The sequence below is a fragment of the Telluria sp. AZSoR62 genome, from assembly GCF_058111565.1.
In genome coordinates, this window is record NZ_JBYTST010000007.1 from 174000 (window position 1) to 190463 (window position 16464).

A 16464-nucleotide genomic window follows, 5' to 3' on the forward strand; every position below is an offset into this window, starting at 1 on the left:
ACGGCCGGGTTTCCCCGGCCGTTTTCCGTTAACACTGCCAGCAAGCCCTTACGCCAGCTTCCCGTGGCACTGCTTGAACTTCTTCCCGCTGCCGCAAGGGCAAGGATCGTTGCGGCCGACCTTCACGCCCATGTAGGTGCTGTGGTCTTCCGCCGATACCGGCTCGGCGCCCGCGCCCACCGGGTTCGGGTTGAACAGCTCTTCGGGCGCGGCCGACGGGTTGAAGTCGGCGTGCTGGTAGTTGATGTTTTCCAGCTGGGCCGCCTGGGCCGCCATGGCCGCTTCGGCGGCGTCGACTTCCTCGCGGCTCTGGATGCGGACCGTCATCACGGTGCGGATCACTTCGTTCTTGATCATGTCCAGCATGCTGGAGAACAGCTCGAAGGCTTCGCGCTTGTATTCCTGCTTCGGGTTCTTCTGGGCGTAGCCGCGCAGGTGGATACCCTGGCGCAGGTGGTCCAGCGCTGCCAGGTGCTCGCGCCAGTGGGTGTCGACGCTTTGCAGCATGACGTTGCGCTCGAAGCCGCCGAAGGATTCCTTGCCGACCACGCCGACCTTGGCGTCGTAGGACTGCTCGGCCGCCTTGAGCACGCGCTCGAGGACGTCGTCGTCGTTCAGGTTCGGGTCGTCCTTGAGCATCTGCTCGAGCGGCACGTCCAGGCTCCATTCGGCCGCCAGGGTCGATTCCAGCGACTTGATGTCCCACTGTTCTTCGACCGACTCGGCCGGCACGAAGGCGCGCACCACGTCGGTGAAGACGCCGTTGCGCAGCGAGACGATCAGGTCGGTCATCTCGGTCGATTCGAGCAGCTCGTTACGCTGGGTGTAGATCACCTTGCGCTGGTCGTTGGCGACGTCGTCGTATTCCAGCAGCTGCTTGCGGATGTCGAAGTTGCGGGCCTCGACCTTGCGCTGGGCGGTCTCGATCGAACGGGTCACGATGCCCGCCTCGATCGGCTCGCCTTCCGGCATCTTCAGGCGTTCCATGATGGCGCGCACGCGGTCGCCCGCGAAGATGCGCAGCAGCGGATCGTCCAGGCACAGGTAGAAGCGCGAGGAACCCGGGTCGCCCTGGCGTCCCGAACGGCCGCGCAGCTGGTTGTCGACGCGGCGCGATTCGTGGCGCTCGGTGCCGATGATGTGCAGGCCGCCGGCGTTTACCACATGGTCGTGCAGCGACTGCCATTCGTCGCGCAGGGTCTGCGACTGGGCCGTCTTGTCCGGGTCCGCCAGCGCGGCATTGGCTTCGATCAGCTGGATCTGCTTCTCGACGTTGCCGCCCAGGACGATGTCGGTACCGCGGCCGGCCATGTTGGTGGCGATGGTGATCATCTTCGGACGACCGGCCTGCGCGATGATTTCCGCTTCGCGCGCGTGCTGCTTGGCGTTCAGGACGTTGTGCGGCAGGCTGGCCTTGGTCAGGATGCCGGACAGCAGTTCCGAGTTCTCGATCGAGGTGGTACCCACCAGCACCGGCTGGCCGCGCTCGTAGCAGTCGCGGATGTCGATCAGCATCGCGTTGTATTTTTCCTCGGCCGACTTGTAGACCTGGTCCTGGCGGTCCTTGCGCTGCGACGGCTTGTTCGGCGGGACGACCACGGTCTCGAGGCCGTAGATCTCCTGGAATTCGTAGGCTTCGGTATCGGCGGTGCCGGTCATGCCCGACAGCTTGCCGTACATGCGGAAGTAGTTCTGGAAGGTGATCGAGGCCAGGGTCTGGTTCTCGTTCTGGATGCGCACGCCTTCCTTGGCTTCGACGGCCTGGTGCAGGCCGTCCGACCAGCGGCGGCCCGTCATCAGGCGGCCGGTGAATTCGTCGACGATCACCACTTCGTTGTTCTGCACCACGTAGTGCTGGTCCTTGTGGTACAGGACGTGGGCGCGCAGCGCCGCATACAGGTGGTGCACCAGCGTGATGTTGGCGGCGTCGTAGAGCGAAGCGCCTTCCGGCAGCAGGCCCCACTGGGTCAGGATGCCTTCGGCCTTTTCGTGGCCCGCTTCGGTCAGCAGCACGGTGTGCGCTTTTTCATCCTTGGTGTAGTCGCCCGGCACGTCGATCTTGCCCTTGCCGTCCGGGGTTTCCTCGCCGATCTGCAGGGTCAGCAGGGTCGGCAGCTCGTTCAGGCGGTGGTACAGGTCGGTGTGGTTCTCGGCCTGGCCGGAAATGATCAGCGGAGTACGTGCTTCGTCGATCAGGATCGAGTCGACCTCGTCGACCACGGCGAAGTTCAGGCTGCGCTGCACGCGTTCGCGCGCATCGTAGACCATGTTGTCGCGCAGGTAGTCGAAACCGAATTCGTTGTTGGTGCCGTAGGTGATGTCCGAGGCGTAGGCTTTCTGCTTGCTGTCGTGGTCCAGCTGCGACAGGTTCACGCCGGTGGACAGGCCCAGCCAGCCGTACAGGCGGCCCATCGACTCGGCATCGCGCTGCGCCAGGTAGTCGTTGACGGTAATGACGTGCACACCCTTGCCGGCCAGGCCGTTCAGGTAGACCGGCAGGGTCGCCATCAGGGTCTTGCCCTCGCCCGTGCCCATTTCGGCGATCTTGCCCTGGTGCAGGACCATGCCGCCGATCAGCTGGACGTCGAAATGGCGCATCTTCATGACGCGCTTGGCGGCTTCGCGGCAGACCGCGAAGGCTTCCGGCAGGATGTCGTCGAGCGACTCGCCCTTGCCGAGCCGGTCCTTGAATTCGGGCGTCTTCGCCTGGAGTTCGGCGTCGGACAGCTTTTCCATCTGCGGCTCGAGCGCGTTGATCTGACGCACGGTCTTGTGGTACTGCTTGAGCAGACGCTGGTTACGGCTGCCGAAAATCTGGGTCAGGAATGACATGCTAACTCTACAAAAAATACGCCGCGAAAAGAGCCCGGGAGGACGGTTGAACACATCCGCCGAAGACCGCCTATGGCAAAAAGCTACTGATTTTATCATGCGATCCGGCCACACTTGGGGACAATGGGCAGGATAACAAGACTGCTGAGCAGCAGAATGTTATCAAATTGCACTGAATGCGACAGTGGCGGGGCCTGCCGTGCGGCCCCCGGGCCTGCTGGACGGCGCCGGCCGCTCGCCGGCAAGGAGCTAAGCAGGTGGGAAAAAGGTGGTGGCTTGCGCCGGATCGGGCCAGGCCGGCACAGGGTTTGTGCGAAGTCGGGGCGGTGTTTATGCTATCGTGCACGTACTCGACTTCCCCTTCCCACTCCTTCCAGTGCACATCTACGGTACCAAAAATCGGCAGACATCCATCGTCGCGACCGACTTCCTACGCGGCAATGAACGCATGGCCAGCCTGCTGCCGGCCGCCATGCGCATGGCCCGCCTGCAGTCGGACTGCGCGGCGATCCTGCCTGCGCTGGCGGGCAATACCGATGTGATTTCGTTCCAGGATGGCGCGCTGGTGCTGGCCGTGCCGAGCTCGGCCGTTGCGGCGCGGGTCAAGCAGATGGCGCCCAAGCTGCAGGCCGCCCTGCTCGGGCGCGGCTGGCAGGTGGAATCGGTCAAGCTGAAGGTGCAGGTGGCGCGCGCCGTGCCGCAAAAGCCGGAGATGCGCAGCCTGGAGCTGCCGCCCACCGCGGTGCAGGCGTTCGAGGAGCTGGCCGCATCGCTGGAAGACACGACCCAGAACAAGGACCTGGTGGCGGCGCTGCGCCGGCTCGCCGAGAAGCGGAAGTAGCGGCGGGAAGTAGGCCGATGCCTGCCACGCATGAGCCGCCGCTTACCCGTAGGGTGGGCAAGTTCCTTGCCCACGCGGTGATAGCCCAAGTCGGATCAGCCACACGGGTAGCAGCACTGTACTTTGAACGCGTGGGCAGGAAACCTGCCCACCCTACGACTGACGAGCGACTCTCAAGTAGCAGCCGTTCAGGTCTGCGCCCACTCCCGCGTCATCTGCCGCACGTACGACGGCGGCGCATCGCCCAGCGATTCGAAACTCACCAGCTCGTAGGAATCCGGCTGGGCCAGCAGCTTGCGCAGCAGCTCGTTGTTGAGCGCGTGGCCCGACTTGTGGGCCGTGTAGCTGGCCAGCAGCGGATGGCCGACGATGTACAGGTCGCCGATCGCATCCAGGATCTTGTGGCGCACGAATTCGTCTTCGTAGCGCAGGCCGTCGGCATTGAGGATCCGGTATTCGTCCATCACGATTGCGTTCTCCAGCGAGCCGCCGCGCGCCAGCCCCAGGCCGCGCAGGGTTTCGACGTCCTGCATGAAGCCGAAGGTGCGCGCGCGCGCCACGTCGTGCACATACGAGACATCGCCGAAGTCGACCGAGGCGCGCTGCATGGTGCCGTCCACGGCCGGGTGGTTGAATTCGATGAAGAAGTCGAGCTTGAAGCCTTCGTAGGGCGACAGGCGCGCCCATTTCTCGCCGGCGCCGGTTCCCTGGCGGATCTCGACCTCCTTGAGCACGCGGATGAACGTCTTCGGCGCGTCCTGCTCTTCCAGGCCGGCCTGCTGCAGCAGGTAGACGAAGGAGGCGGCCGAGCCGTCCATGATCGGGATCTCTTCGGCCGTCACGTCGACCACCAGGTTGTCGATCCCGAGGCCCGCGCAGGCCGACATCAGGTGCTCGACGGTGGACACGCGCGCGCCGTCCTTGATCAGGACCGTGGCCATGCGGGTCTCGCCGACCACGTCGGCGGCGCTCGGGATGGAGACGATCGGGTCGTAGTCGACGCGGCGGAAGGTGATGCCGGCGCCCGCGGCGGCCGGACGCAGGGTCAGCTCGACCTTGGTGCCCGAGTGCACGCCCACACCGGTGGTGCGGACGACCTGCTTGATGGTTCGTTGTTTCAGCATCCGGCGATTATAGCCCAGCGCTTTTGACGGCGCTGACGGCCCCTCCCCGGCTAGGGATGCTCGGCTTCGACGTGGTCTTTTTCGTGGCGCAGCAGATACAGGCCGCTGCCGATGATGATGGCCGCGCCGACCATGGTGTAGCCGTCCGGGAGGGTTTGCCACAGGAGCCAGTCCAGGCCCACGGCCCAGGCCAGCGCCGTGTACTCGAAGGGCGCGATGCTCGAGGCCTCGCCCCTGGCGAAGGCTTCGGTGATCGCCAGCTGGCCGATGAAGCCGGTCAGCGACAGGGCGCCCAGCAGCGGCAGGTCGGCCATGCCCATGGGCACCCAGCCGGGCGCGGCCAGCGCACTGGCGCCGACCGCCACCATCACCATCAGCCAGAACACCATGTGCTCGTTGCGGTCGGTGCGCGCCAGGATGCCGACCGTGATCGCCGAGATGGCGTACATGGCGGCCGCTCCCAGGATGGCCAGCCCGCCGATGGTCAGGAAGCCGGCCCCGCTCGGGCGCAGCACCACCAGCACGCCGCCCAGGCCCACCACGATCGCGATCCAGCGCGCCGCGCCCACGCGCTCCTTCAGGATCCACACCGACAGGGCGGTGATGAGGGCCGGCGACACGAAGAAGATGGTATAGGCCTCGGCCAGCGACAGGTTGCGGATGCCGAAGGCGAAGAAGGTCAGCATCGCGATGCCGAGCACTGCGCGCAGCAGGTGCAGCGGCCAGCGCACGCGGAAGATGTCGCGGTAGCCCACCCGCACGCCGACATAGATCGCCACCAGCGGCAGCGAGGTGAGCGAGCGCAGCGCCGCGACCTGGATCGCCGGATAGCGCGCGGTGAGCAGCTTCATCACCGTGTCCATCAGGGCGAACATGAAGACGGCCAGCGCCATCGCGTAGATGGCGTACAGGTTGCCGGCAGGCCGCTTCACAGCTGTTTTTCCATGAACAGGCTCAGCGGATCGGGCTGGTAGTCGCCGAACGGTTCGCAGCGGATGAAACCGAAACGCTCGTACAGCGTGATGGCTTCCGGCTGGTGGATGCCGGTTTCCAGCCTGAGCACGCCCACGCCGGACATGCGGGCGAACATCGCCAGCTGCTCGAGCAGCTTGTGGCCGACTCCGCGGCCGCGCCGCTCGCCCACCACCATCATGCGCTTGATCTCGCCGTAGCCTTCGCGCCGCACCAGCGCCGCGCAGCCGCAGGCCACCCCGTCGACGTCGCGCGCGACCAGGAACAGCACGCCGTCGGCCAGCAGCGAAGCGATGTCCATCAGGTGGTTGGACTCAGCCGGATACAGCGACGCGCAATAGGCATCGAGCTGCTCCAGCATGGCCTTGACTTCCGGCTGGTCGGGGGTTTCGGCGTTGATGATCATGGGATGAAAAACGGCGCCGCAGCGCCGTTGGAAGTAGCGCGGGCGATCAGCCCAGTTGTTCCAGCATCTTCTCGGCGCTGGAGACTTCGAAGCCGGCGGTTTCGACGTTCAGGGCCTTGACGACACCGTCTTCGACCAGCATCGAATAGCGCTTCGAGCGGGTGCCCATGCCGTGCTTGGAGAAGTCGGCGTCCAGGCCCAGTGCCTTCGAGTAGGCCGCGTTGCCGTCGGCCATCATGCGCACGGTGCCGGTGGCCTTCTGGTCGCGGCCCCAGGCGCCCATCACGAAGGCGTCGTTCACCGAGATGCACCAGATTTCATCGACGCCCTTGGCCTTCAATGCCTCGGCGTGCTGGACGTAGCCCGGCACGTGCTGGGCCGAGCAGGTCGGGGTGTAGGCGCCCGGCAGGCCGAAGATGACGATCTTCTTGCCCTTCGCCAGTTCGCTGACCTCGAAGGTGTTCGGGCCCAGCGAGCAGCCGGCGGTTTCGGTCTCGATGAATTCCGCGAGGGTGCCTTCCGGCAGGCGATCGCCGATCTGGATGGTCATGGGTGTACTCCTGTGTGTTTTGAGAATCCGGCAATTATCGCCGATCCGAGGGGAGCTTGCAGGCAAGGCCGTGAAAACAAAAAGGCCAGCTTGCGCTGGCCTCTTCACTTCCCGACCGGCTCGACGATCAGTCGGCCTGCTTGCGCAGGAAGGCCGGGATGTCGTAGGTCTCGACACCGTTGCGCTGCATCGCCTGGACCTGCTCGGATGCCTGCTCGCGGCGCCACACGGCCGGCTGCTTCATGCCGCCCATCGCGTCGCCACCGGCCTGGCCCATGGTCAGGCCGCCGGCCACGGTCGATGCGCCGGCCATCACCGGTGCATTGTAGGTACCGGTGCGCAGGACCTGCTGCGGCTGGACCAGTTGCATCTTCTTGGCTTTGCCCAGGCCCGTCGCGACCACGGTCACGCGGATCTCGTCGCCCATCGAATCGTCGTAGGCGATGCCCTGGGCGATCGACGCGTCCGGCGCGGCGAAGGCGCGCACGGCGGCCATGACCTCCTTGATCTCCTTACCTTTCAGGCCACGGCTTGCGGTCACGTTGACCAGCACGCCCTTGGCGCCCGACAGGTCGATACCGTCGAGCAGCGGCGACGCCACGGCCTGTTCGGCGGCGATGCGTGCGCGGTCGACGCCGGCGGCGGTCGCGGTGCCCATCATGGCCTTGCCCTGCTCGCTCATGATGGTTTTCACGTCGTTGAAGTCGACGTTGATGTGGCCCGGGACGTTGATGATCTCGGCGATACCGGCCACCGCGTTGTTCAGGACGTCGTCGGCATGCTTCATCCACTCCAGCATGCTTTCGTCTTCGTAGATGTCTTCCAGCTTTTCGTTCAGGATGACGATCAGGGAGTCGACGTGCTTGCTCAGTTCTTCCAGGCCCGCTTCCGCGACCTGCATGCACTTGTCGCCTTCGTAGGAGAACGGCTTGGAGACCACGGCAACAGTCAGCGCACCCATGCTCTTGGCCACTTCGGCCACGATCGGCGCGGCGCCGGTACCGGTGCCGCCGCCCATGCCGGCCGCGATGAAGACCATGTGCGCGCCGCGCAGTGCGTCTTCGATGCGCGAGCGGGTCTGCTCGGCCAGCTGGCGGCCGACTTCAGGACGCATGCCTGCGCCCAGGCCGGACTCGCCGATCTGGATGATGTTGTTCGCGCCGGACACTGCCAGTGCCTGCGCATCCGTGTTTGCGGCGATGAACTCGACACCGGACACACCCTTGTTGATCATGTGCTGAACCGCGTTGCCGCCGGCGCCGCCGACGCCGACCACTTTGATGACGGTTCCCAGTGCTGCGTTATCGACCATATCGAACTCCATGATGTCACTCCCAATATTCAGTGCCGCTTCCGTTGCGGGGATTTGCCAGGCCCCTGACAGGCCCCGCAACCGGAAACAGCGATTGTATTTAAAAAATCTTTACCCGTGAACGCTTTGTTGCTGACGTACTGAAAATTTAATGCTGTATTCCGACACTTAACTCGTAATTCAGAAATTCCCTGCGATCCATTCCTTCATGCGTTGCCAGACTGCCTTCACCGAACCATCCTGACGCGTGACGATGTGACCGCGCAGGTATTGCTTCTTCGCTTCCAGCAACAGGCCGAGCACCGTGGCGTAGCGGGGGCTGCGCACGACGTCGGCCAGCTGGCCGCGGTAGTCCGGCGTGCCCAGGCGCGCCGGTTTGAGGAAGATGTCTTCGGCCATTTCGATCATGCCGGGCATGATCGAGCTGCCGCCGGTGAGCACGATGCCCGACGAGAGCACGCCCTCGTAGCCGGACTCGCGCACCACCGTGTGCACCATCGCAAACAGCTCTTCGACGCGCGGCTCGATCACGGCCGCCAGCGCCTGGCGCGACAGCGCGCGCGGGCCGCGGTCGCCCAGTCCCGGCACCTCGAGCGTCTCGCCCGGGTCGGCCAGCACCTGCTTGGCCACGCCGTAGCGGATCTTGATGTCTTCCGCTTCGCCGGTCGGCGTGCGCAGGGCCATCGCGATGTCGCTGGTGATCTGGTCGCCGGCGATCGGCAGCACCGCGGTGTGGCGGATCGCGCCGTCCGAGAACACGGCGATGTCGGTGGTGCCGCCGCCGATGTCGATCAGGACCACGCCCAGTTCCTTTTCGTCGACCGTCAGCACCGAATCGGCCGAGGCCATCGGCTGCAGGATCAGGTCCGACACCTCGAGGCCACAACGGCGGACGCACTTTACTATGTTCTGCACTGCGGACACCGCACCGGTGACGATGTGCACGCGCACTTCCAGGCGGATGCCGCTCATGCCGATCGGCTCGCGCACGTCTTCCTGGTTGTCGACGATGAATTCCTGCGGCACCGTATGCAGCAATTGCTGGTCGGTCGGGATGTTCACCGCCTTGGCGGTCTCGATCACGCGCGCCACGTCGGTAGCGGTGACTTCCTTGTCCTTGATTGCAACCATGCCGCTCGAATTGAACGAACGGATATGGCTGCCGGCGATGCCAGCATAGACATTGCGGATCTTGCAGTCGGCCATCAGCTCCGCTTCTTCGAGCGCGCGCTGGATCGACTCGACGGTGGCCTCGATGTTGACGACCACGCCTTTCTTCAACCCTTTCGACTCGTGCTGACCGAGGCCGATCACCTCGTGGCGTCCGTCGGACATCACTTCGGCCACGACCGCCACCACCTTCGAGGTGCCGATGTCGAGGCCGACGATCAGGTTCTTCGCGTCTTTTGTCATTGCTGTTGCCTGCTTATGTTTGCTTGGTTGTCTTGTTGATCGGAGTTTTCGGTTTCTTCGCCGGCTTGACCGGCTTGGTGGCGTCCTGCGGCACGCTCAGGGCCGCCGACGACAGCGCCAGGCCGTTCTGGTAGCGCATGTCGATGGTGTCGATACGCCCTTCCTGCAGCCGCGCGACCAGCTGCGGGTAGACGCCGACCAGGCGCTGCACGCGTTTCTTCAGCGTGTCGCGGTCCTGCTCGCGCCCCAGCGCCACGCTCATGCCGTTGTCCAGCTTCACGGTCCAGGCATAGCGGCTGGACAGCGACAGTTCGAGCGGCGCCAGCTTGACCGGCGCGAACAGCGAACGCAGCTCGGTAAAGCGGGCCAGCACTTCCTTCTCGGTCCCCAGCGGTCCGTCGAAGGCCGGCAGCGGATGGTCGTCGTCGGCCTCGGCCAGGTTGGCGGTAAAGACGTCGCCCTTGACCGACAGCAGGCGGCCATCCTCGCCCCAGGTGCCGAGCGCCTCGTGCTCTTCGACCTCGACGATCAGCTGGTTCGGCCATTCGCGGCGCACCGTGGCGCGCCGCACCCACGGCACGGTCTCGAAGGTGCCCCGCACCTGTTCCAGGTCCGTGGTGAAGAAGTTGCCGCGGATCTTGCCGATGACGCCATTGCGCACCGTGAGTTCGTTCACGTGGCGCAGATCCAGCCCGTACATGCTCTCGACGGTCACCGCGCGCAGCGAGAACATGGGGCGCTGCGACAGCCACCACACGCCGGACGCGAGCGCGGCGAGCACCGTCAGCGCCACCAGCGAGCTGGCGGTTGCGTTCAGGGCGCGGACGTCATGCCACATGCGCGATTAACCCTTCGCCTTCGGCATCGGCATCTTCAGGCGTGCGGACGCCAGGATCTCGATGCACAGGTCTTCGTAGCTGATGCCCACCGCACGCGCGGCCATCGGCACCAGCGAGTGCGAGGTCATGCCCGGCGAGGTATTAACTTCCAGCAAGAACGGACGCATGTCGTTCTCCCGCACCAGCACGTCGATCCGGCCCCAGCCTTCGCAGCCGAGCGCACGGTAGGCGTTCACGGCGTGGCGCTGGATTTCCTCGGTCAAGGCCTCGTCCAGCACGGCCGGGCAGTGATACAGGGTGTCGTCGGTGAAGTACTTGTTCTGGTAGTCGTAGTTGCCTTCCGGCGCCACGATCTCGACGATCGGCAGCGCGCGCGCCGTGGCGCCCTGCCCCAGCACGGCGACGGTGAACTCGCGGCCGGTGACGAATTCCTCGGCCAGCACCACTTCGTCGAAGCCGGCGGCCAGCTCCACCGCGGTCTTCAGGCCGGCGGCCTCGGTGACCTTGGTGATGCCGATGGTCGAGCCCTCGAGTGGCGGCTTGACGATCAGCGGCAGGCCGAGCGCGACCAGGACCTCGTCGAGGTCGGTGGTCTTGTCGATCGAGACATAGTCCGGGGTCGGGATCTCGTCGATCTTCCAGATCTTCTTGGTGGTGATCTTGTCCATGCCCACGCTTGATGCCATCACGCCGCTGCCGGTGTAGGGAATGCCGAGCTGCTCGAGGGCGCCCTGCAGGCTGCCGTCTTCGCCGTAGCGGCCGTGCAGCGCGATGAAGACGCGGTCGAAACGCTGCGCCGCCAGGTCGGCCAGGCTCTGGGTGCCCGGATCGAAAGGATGGGCATCGATGCCGCGGCTCTGCAGCGCGGCCAGCACGCCGGTGCCGGACATGATCGACACGTCGCGCTCGGCGGAGCGGCCGCCGAACAGCACGCCGACCTTGCCGAAGGATGCCGGGTCGAAGGTAGAGGTGGTTGCGTTCACGTGATTCAAGCCTTTGCGTTGGTCAGTTGGTGGGGAATGCCGCTGATCGAGCCGGCGCCCATCGTGAGGACGACGTCGCCGTCGCGCGCCGCATGCAGGATCGCGGCCGGCATGTCGGCAATCGATTCGACGAAGATCGGCTCGGTCTTGCCGCCGGTGCGCAGCGCGCGCGCCAGGGCGCGGCCGTCGGCAGCGACGATCGGCGCTTCGCCGGCCGGATACACGTCGGCCAGCAGCAGCACGTCCGGGGTCGCCAGCACCTTCACGAAGTCCTCGAACAGGTCGCGGGTGCGGCTGTAGCGGTGCGGCTGGAAGGCCAGCACCAGGCGCCGGCCCGGGTAGGCGGCGCGCGCGGCGGCCAGGGTCACTTCGGTTTCCACCGGGTGGTGGCCGAAATCGTCCACCAGGGTGAAGCTGCCGCCCGATGGCAGGGCAACTTCGCCGTAGCGGGTGAAGCGGCGGCCGACGCCGCGGAATTCGAGCAGGCCGCGTGCGGTGGCGTCGTCGCCGATGCCGATCTCGCGCGCAATGGCGATCGCCGAGCAGGCGTTGAGCACATTGTGCATGCCCGGCTGGTTCAGCACGAACTTGGTGTCGGGGTAGCCGCGCTGGCGCACCATGAAGTGCATGTGCACGCCCTCGGCATGGGCGTCGAAGGCGCGCACTTCGGCGTCTTCCGAGAAACCGTAGGTGGTGACCGGCTTGGTCACCTGCGGCAGGATCGAACGCACGTGCTGGTCGTCGATGCACAGCATCACGCGGCCGTAGAACGGCAGGCGGTGAGTAAAGTGCACGAAGGCAGCCTTGAGCTTGTCGAAATCGTGCTCGTAGGTCTCCATGTGGTCGGCGTCGATGTTGGTGATCACTTCGATCATCGGCGACAGGTTCAGGAAGGACGCATCCGACTCGTCGGCCTCGGCCACGATGTAGTCGCCCTGCCCGAGCTTGGCGTTGGCGCCGGCGGCGGTCAGCTTGCCGCCGATGACAAAGGTCGGGTCCATGCCGCCTTCGGCCAGCACCGAGGCGACCAGGCTTGTGGTAGTGGTCTTGCCGTGGGTGCCGGCGATCGCGATGCCGCGCTTGAGGCGCATCAGTTCGCCCAGCATGATCGCGCGCGGCACCAGCGGGATCTTGGCGGCGCGGGCCGCAACCACTTCCGGGTTGCTTTCGTTGACGGCGGTCGAGGTCACGACCACGTCGGCGCCGATCACGTGCTCGGCGCTGTGGCCGGTGTAGACGCGCGCGCCCAGGTCGGCCAGCCGCTGGCTTGCCGCATTGCTCGACAGGTCCGAGCCCGACACGTTGTAGCCGAGGTTGACCAGCACTTCGGCGATGCCGCTCATGCCGCTGCCGCCGATACCGACGAAATGGATGTTCTTGATCTTGTGTTTCATGCGTTCGCCAGTTTCTCGCTCAGTTTCTCTAGTTCGCGCGCGATCGCTTCGTTGGCGTCGCGCTTGCCCACCTTTGCCGCCGCCCGGGCCATGGCCAGGCAATCGTCGCGGGTGGTCTTTTGCAGCAGGCTTGCCAGCCCCTGCGGATTGAGTTCGCCCTGCGGCAGGTAGACGGCCGCTTGTTGCCCCGCCATCCAGACCGCGTTGTCGCGCTGGTGGCTGGTGGTGCTGGCGACAAACGGCACCAGCACGCTGGCCACGCCGGCCGCGGTCAGTTCCGACACGGTGATCGCGCCGGCGCGGCAGATCACGAGATCGGCCTGGCCATAGGCCGCCGCCATGTCGTCGATGAAGTCCACGACCTGCGCTTGTACGCCTGCCTGCGCATACGCGGCGCGCAGTGCATCGATATTCTTCTTGCCCGACTGGTGGGTCACGACCGGGCGCACGCTTGGGTCGATCTGCGCGAGCGCCGCCGGCACGCTGTCGTTGAGCACCTTCGCGCCCAGGCTGCCGCCGACGACCAGGATGCGCAGCGGGCCGCTGCGGCCCGCGAAGCGCAGGCCTGGTTCCGGCAGGTCCAGGATCTGCCGGCGCACCGGGTTGCCGGTGACGACCGCCTTGCCGGCCGCCTTGCCGAAATCGGCCGGGAAGCCGAACAGCAGGCGCTGAGCGATCGGGGCCAGGGTCTTGTTCGACAGCAGCAGCGCGGCATCGGCATTGACCAGGGCCAGCGGCACGCCGCGGGCGCGCGCCATCATCCCGCCCGGCACCGTCACATAGCCGCCCATGCCCAGCACCACGTCGGGTGTGCGCTGGGCGAGGTAGCGGCGGCAGGTCAGGAAAGCCGCCGCCATCTTGAAGGCGCCGGTGACGGTATGGGCCAGGCCCTTACCGCGCAGGCCGGCGAAGTCGATGGTATCCATCGGAATGCCGGCCTTGGGCACCAGGTCGGTTTCCATGCCGTGCGCGGTGCCCAGCCACGACACTTCCCAGCCGCGCGCGCGCATGGTCTGCGCGATCGCGATGCCGGGGAAGATGTGGCCGCCGGTGCCGGCCGCCATGATCATCAGCTTCTTCATGTGCGGCCTCCGCGCATGCGCACCCGGTTTTCGTAGTCGATCCTCAGGAGGATCGCCAGGCCGACGCAGTTGAACAGCACGCCCGAGCCGCCGAAGCTCATCAGGGGCAGGGTCAATCCCTTGGTCGGCAGCAGGCCCAGGTTCACGCCCATGTTGATGAAGGTCTGCACGCCGATCCAGATGCCGATGCCCTTGGCGGCCAGGCCGGCGAAGGTCTGGTCCAGGGCGATCGCCTGGCGGCCGATGTCGAAGGCGCGCTTGACCAGCCAGTAGAACATCGCGATCACGACCAGCACGCCGGCCAGGCCGAGTTCTTCGCCGATCACGGCCATGATGAAGTCGGTGTGCGCTTCCGGCAGGTAGAACAGCTTTTCCACGCTGCCGCCCAGGCCCACGCCGAAGAACTCGCCGCGCCCGAAGGCGATCAGGGAGTGGGTCAGCTGGTAGGCCTTGTCCAGCGCATTGCCCTCTTCCCATGGGTTGAGGTAGGCGAACATGCGCGCGCGGCGGAAAGGCGACAGCGCGATGATGGAGGTGAAGATCACCACCAGCAGCGCGCCGATGCCGCCGAACCAGACGATGTTGATCCCGCCCAGGAACAGGATCCCCATGGCGATGCAGACGATCACGCCGAAGGCGCCCAGGTCCGGCTCCATCAGCAGCAGGCCGCCGACCAGGCCGATCGCCACCATCATCGGCAGGAAGCCCTTGGTCAGCTTGTGCATGTATTCCTGCTTGCGCACCGTGAAGTCGGCGGCGTACAGGACCACGGCGATCTTCATGATCTCGGACGGCTGCAGGTTCATGATCTTCAGGGGCAGCCAGCGGCGCGCGCCGTTGACCGTCACGCCGATGCCCGGGATCAGCACGATCGCCAGCAGGAACAGGGTCGCGATGAACATCATCGGCGCGTATTTCTGCCAGACGGCGACCGGCACCTGGAAGGCGACGGCGGCGGCGGCCATCGAGACGATGATGTACATCGACTGGCGGTACAGGAAGTATTCGTTCTTGTCGCCCAGGTAGGCGAATTTCGGCGAGTCCGGCAACGCGATCGAGGCCGAGTACACCATCACCAGCCCGAACAGCATCAGGAGCACGGTAACCCAGACCAGCGGCTGGTCGTAGTCCATCATCTTCGACGGACGGCTGCGCGGCGACGTCAAGGCGTCGCTGCTCGATCCGGAAAATTTGAATGGAAGCTGGAAGGCCATCAGATCTCCTGGCCCTTCTCGAGCGCGATCTCGCGCACGGCGTCGACGAACACCTGGGCGCGGTGCGCGTAATTGGTGAACATGTCCAGGCTCGCGCAGGCGGGCGAGAGCAGCACGCAGTCGCCCGGGCGCGCCAGGCCGCTGGCCCGGTGCACCGCTTCCGGCAGGCCGGGCAGATCGAAGACCGGCACGCCGGTCGGCTCGATGGCGGCGCGCACGCTTGGTGCATCGCGGCCGATCAGCAGCACGGCGCGCACGTAGCGCGATGCGGGCAATGCCAGCGGTGCGAAGTCCTGGCCCTTGCCGTCGCCGCCGGCGATCAACAGGATTTGCTGGTCTTCGCCCGCGAAGGCCTTGCCCAGGCCCTCGAGCGCGGCGACGGTGGCCCCGACATTGGTGCCCTTGCTGTCGTCGTAGTAATCCACGCCGTCGATACTGGCGACCAGCTCCACGCGGTGCGGCTCGCCGGCGTATTCGCGCAGGCCGTGCAGCAGTGGAGCGAGCGGCAGGCCGCAGGCGCGGCACAGGGCCAGCGCCGCCAGCGCGTTCGAGGCATTGTGCAGGCCGCGGATCTTGAGCGCGTCGGCCGGCATCAGGCGGTTGACCGTGACTTCCACCGGCGCCGGCGCCTCGCCTTTCTTCAGTTTCTTCGCAGGTTCGTCGTCGTTGGCGACGGCATTGGCCAGCCACAGCACGCCGCGCTCGCTGATCAGGCCAAAGCTGTCCGGCTCCGTCGGCTCGCCCGTGCCGAAGGTAAAGGCAGGCGCGCCTGGCATGGCCATGCGCATGACGCGCGCGTCGTCGCGGTTCAGTACGCGCAAGGTCTCGCTGCCGAAGATGCGCGCCTTGTCCGCCGCATAGGCATCCATGCTGCCGTGCCAGTCGAGGTGGTCCTGGGTCAGGTTCAGCACGGTGGCGGCGTCGGCCTGCAGGCTGGAAGTCGTGTGCAGCTGGAAGCTGGACAGCTCGAGCACCCAGGCCTGCGGCAGCGCGTCGCTGTCCAGGCTTTCCCTCAGCACGTCCAGCGCGGCCGGGCTGATGTTGCCGGCCACGCGGGTCGACAGCCCTGCGCGGCGGCACAGCAGGCCGGTCAGGCTGGTGACGGTGGTCTTGCCGTTGGTGCCGGTAATGGCGATGACCTTCGGCGCGTAGCCGCGTTCGGTCTTCAGGTGCGCCAGCGCCTGCGCGAACAGTTCGATCTCGCCCCAGACGGGGATGTCGCGTTCGGCTGCGGCCGGGCGGATGGCGGCCAGCTCGCGCTCCGGGGCCAGGCCCGGGCTGACGGCGACGAAATCGACGCCCTCGAGCAGGGTCGCGGCAAATTCGCCGCCGACGAATTGCGCATTCGGCAGCGCCTGGCGCAGGGCGAACAGGCGCTGCGGCTCGGTGCGCGTGTCGGCCACGCGCACGCGCGCGCCGCAGCGCGCCAGCCACTGCGCCATCGCCAGCCCGGATTCACCCAGGCCCAGTACCAATGCGGATTTGCCGTCGTAGATCATTCT

At 66.1% G+C, this 16464-nt stretch carries 14 protein-coding genes; 1 reads left to right on the forward strand and 13 read right to left on the reverse strand.

Annotation, left to right across the window (positions count from 1 at the left end; genetic code table 11):
- Nucleotides 1–48 precede the first annotated feature (48 nt).
- On the reverse strand, nt 49–2832 hold the full coding sequence (secA, locus tag AC3XQU_RS12980; protein ID WP_489874573.1) for a preprotein translocase subunit SecA: 2784 nt from the start codon (nt 2830–2832) through the stop codon (nt 49–51).
- 448 nt (nt 2833–3280) lie between these two features.
- Here secA and AC3XQU_RS12985 point away from each other — a divergent pair, with 448 nt between their 5' ends.
- Nucleotides 3281–3673: a DciA family protein gene (locus AC3XQU_RS12985; RefSeq protein ID WP_489874574.1), complete on the forward strand. Its 393-nt coding sequence runs from the start codon at nt 3281–3283 to the stop codon at nt 3671–3673.
- A 188-nt stretch (nt 3674–3861) separates the two neighbouring features.
- On the opposite strand, the gene lpxC is transcribed toward AC3XQU_RS12985, so the two are convergent.
- The 12 genes from lpxC to murD form a co-directional block, all read right to left on the reverse strand.
- On the reverse strand, nt 3862–4797 hold the full coding sequence (gene lpxC, locus AC3XQU_RS12990) for a UDP-3-O-acyl-N-acetylglucosamine deacetylase (protein WP_489874575.1): 936 nt from the start codon (nt 4795–4797) through the stop codon (nt 3862–3864).
- Nucleotides 4798–4847: 50 nt separating this feature from the next.
- Nucleotides 4848–5690, reverse strand: a complete 843-nt coding sequence (locus tag AC3XQU_RS12995) for a DMT family transporter (RefSeq protein WP_489874674.1) — start codon at nt 5688–5690, stop codon at nt 4848–4850.
- A 35-nt stretch (nt 5691–5725) separates the two neighbouring features.
- Nucleotides 5726–6175 (reverse strand): GNAT family N-acetyltransferase, encoded by a 450-nt coding sequence (locus AC3XQU_RS13000; RefSeq protein ID WP_489874576.1) that lies wholly within the window; start codon nt 6173–6175, stop codon nt 5726–5728.
- A gap of 46 nt (nt 6176–6221) precedes the next feature.
- Complete coding sequence (locus AC3XQU_RS13005; RefSeq protein WP_489874577.1) at nt 6222–6725, reverse strand: peroxiredoxin; 504 nt, start codon at nt 6723–6725, stop codon at nt 6222–6224.
- A gap of 127 nt (nt 6726–6852) precedes the next feature.
- Entirely contained in the window at nt 6853–8049 is a 1197-nt protein-coding gene (gene ftsZ / locus AC3XQU_RS13010; RefSeq protein WP_489874578.1) for a cell division protein FtsZ, read from the reverse strand.
- Between the two features lie 168 nt (nt 8050–8217).
- The gene (gene ftsA / locus AC3XQU_RS13015; RefSeq protein WP_171088011.1) at nt 8218–9450 is read right to left on the reverse strand and encodes a cell division protein FtsA; all 1233 of its coding nucleotides are present in this window, start codon (nt 9448–9450) and stop codon (nt 8218–8220) included.
- Nucleotides 9451–9463: 13 nt separating this feature from the next.
- Complete coding sequence (locus AC3XQU_RS13020) at nt 9464–10288, reverse strand: cell division protein FtsQ/DivIB (RefSeq protein WP_489874579.1); 825 nt, start codon at nt 10286–10288, stop codon at nt 9464–9466.
- 6 nt (nt 10289–10294) lie between these two features.
- On the reverse strand, nt 10295–11281 hold the full coding sequence (locus AC3XQU_RS13025) for a D-alanine--D-alanine ligase (RefSeq protein WP_489874580.1): 987 nt from the start codon (nt 11279–11281) through the stop codon (nt 10295–10297).
- Nucleotides 11278–12666, reverse strand: a complete 1389-nt coding sequence (gene murC / locus AC3XQU_RS13030) for a UDP-N-acetylmuramate--L-alanine ligase (RefSeq protein WP_489874581.1) — start codon at nt 12664–12666, stop codon at nt 11278–11280. Before murC ends, AC3XQU_RS13025 begins: the two co-directional genes overlap by 4 nt.
- Entirely contained in the window at nt 12663–13748 is a 1086-nt protein-coding gene (gene murG / locus AC3XQU_RS13035) for an undecaprenyldiphospho-muramoylpentapeptide beta-N-acetylglucosaminyltransferase (RefSeq protein WP_489874582.1), read from the reverse strand. Before murG ends, murC begins: the two co-directional genes overlap by 4 nt.
- On the reverse strand, nt 13745–14962 hold the full coding sequence (gene ftsW / locus AC3XQU_RS13040; protein WP_489874583.1) for a putative lipid II flippase FtsW: 1218 nt from the start codon (nt 14960–14962) through the stop codon (nt 13745–13747). Before ftsW ends, murG begins: the two co-directional genes overlap by 4 nt.
- Nucleotides 14962–16461: a UDP-N-acetylmuramoyl-L-alanine--D-glutamate ligase gene (gene murD, locus AC3XQU_RS13045; protein ID WP_489874584.1), complete on the reverse strand. Its 1500-nt coding sequence runs from the start codon at nt 16459–16461 to the stop codon at nt 14962–14964. Before murD ends, ftsW begins: the two co-directional genes overlap by 1 nt.
- Nucleotides 16462–16464: the final 3 nt, after the last annotated feature.